The organism is Albidovulum sediminicola (assembly GCF_025751575.1).
Taxonomy (GTDB): domain Bacteria; phylum Pseudomonadota; class Alphaproteobacteria; order Rhodobacterales; family Rhodobacteraceae; genus Albidovulum; species Albidovulum sediminicola.
The window spans coordinates 1-1,685 of the sequence record NZ_JAOWLA010000055.1; the positions used below are offsets into that span (position 1 = coordinate 1).

Annotated in this window: 1 protein-coding gene; it reads right to left on the minus strand. The window is 65.9% G+C overall.

All coding sequences use genetic code 11. The features are described 5' to 3' along the window. Positions 1-1,685, minus strand: a 1,685-nt coding sequence (locus tag OE647_RS20040) for a bifunctional sulfate adenylyltransferase/adenylylsulfate kinase (protein WP_263723534.1), incomplete at both ends; no start/stop codon positions are given.

Genomic DNA, 1,685 nt, shown 5'->3' on the forward strand with positions numbered 1-1,685 from the left:
ATCAACCCCATGCTTTCGAGTTTGAGCAGGACCTGGTGTGCGCAGTTGTCGACCTCGACGTTTTCGGTTTCGACGCGGAGTTCGGGGTTTGCGGGTTCCTCGTAGGGGTCGGAGATCCCGGTGAACTCCTTGATCTTGCCTTCGCGGGCGAGCTTGTAGAGCCCCTTGCGGTCACGGCGTTCGCATTCCTCGAGCGAGGTCGCGACATGGACCTCGACGAAGGCGCCGTAGGCCTCGATCATCTCGCGCACGGCGGCCCGCGTCGCGGTGTAGGGCGCGATCGGCGCGCAGATCGCGATGCCGCCGTTCTTGGTGATCTCGGAGGCGACATAGCCGATGCGGCGGATGTTGATGTCGCGGTGCTCTTTCGAGAAGCCGAGTTCGGAGGACAGGTGCTTGCGCACCACGTCGCCGTCCAGCAGCGTCACGGGGCGCCCGCCCATCTCCATCAGCTTGACCATCAGCGCGTTGGCGATCGTCGACTTGCCGGAGCCGGAAAGGCCGGTGAGGAACACCGTGAAGCCCTGCTTGGCCCGCGGCGGCGAGGTGCGGCGCAACTCCGTGACCACCTCGGGGAAGGAGAACCAGTCGGGGATCTCGAGCCCCTCGCGCAGGCGGCGGCGCAGTTCCGTGCCCGAGATGTCGAGCACGGTGGACGCTTCGGGCACCTCGTCGACGGGGAAGTACTGGGCCTTCTCCTGGACGTAGACCATCTGTTTGAAATCGACCATCTCGATGCCGATCTCCTCCTGGTGCTGGCGCACCAGGTCCTGCGCGGCATAGGGGTCGTAGAAGTCCTTGCCCTGGCTGTTCTTGCCAGGGCCGGCGTGGTCGCGCCCGACGATGAAATGCGTCAGCCCGTGGTTCTTGCGGATGATCGCGTGCCAGAGCGCCTCGCGCGGGCCGCCCATGCGCATGGCGAGGTTCAGAAGGCTCAGATGCGTGGTCGCGGCCGGGTACTTGTCCAGCACCGCCTCGTAGCAGCGCACGCGGGTGAAGTGATCGACGTCGCCGGGCTTGGTCATGCCGACGACCGGGTGGATCAAGAGGTTCGCCTGCGCCTCGCGCGCGGCGCGGAAGGTCAGCTCCTGGTGCGCCCGGTGCAGCGGGTTGCGGGTCTGGAAGGCCACGATCTTGCGCCAGCCGAGCTTGCGGAAGAAGGCGCGCAACTCGTTCGGCGTGTCGCGGCGGCCCTTGAAGTCGTAGTGCACGGGCTGCTGGATGCCGGTGACCGGACCGCCGAGGTAGACCTTGCCGGCCTTGTGATGCAGGTAGTTGACCGCCGGGTGGGCGATGTCGTCGGCGCCGAAGACGCCCTCGGCCTCGCGGCTCTTGTTGGGCTCCCACTTGTCGGTGACCGACATGATGGCAAGGATCACGCCCTCGGCGTCGCGCAGCGCGATGTCCTGGCCGGGCTCGACCTTGGCCGCGAAATCCTCGGAGACGTCCAGCGTCACCGGCATCGGCCACAGATCGCCGGTCGTCAGGCGCATCGTGTCCACGACGCTGTCGTAATCCGCCTCGGTCAGGAAGCCCTTCAGCGGATAGAAGCCGCCGTTCATCAGAAGCTCCAGGTCGCAAACCTGCCGCTGCGACAGGTCCCAAGACGGCAACGCCGCCGCCTCGTGCTTCAGCTTCTGGGCGGAATCGTAGGAAACATAAAGCTCCGGAATCGGAGCAAGGTT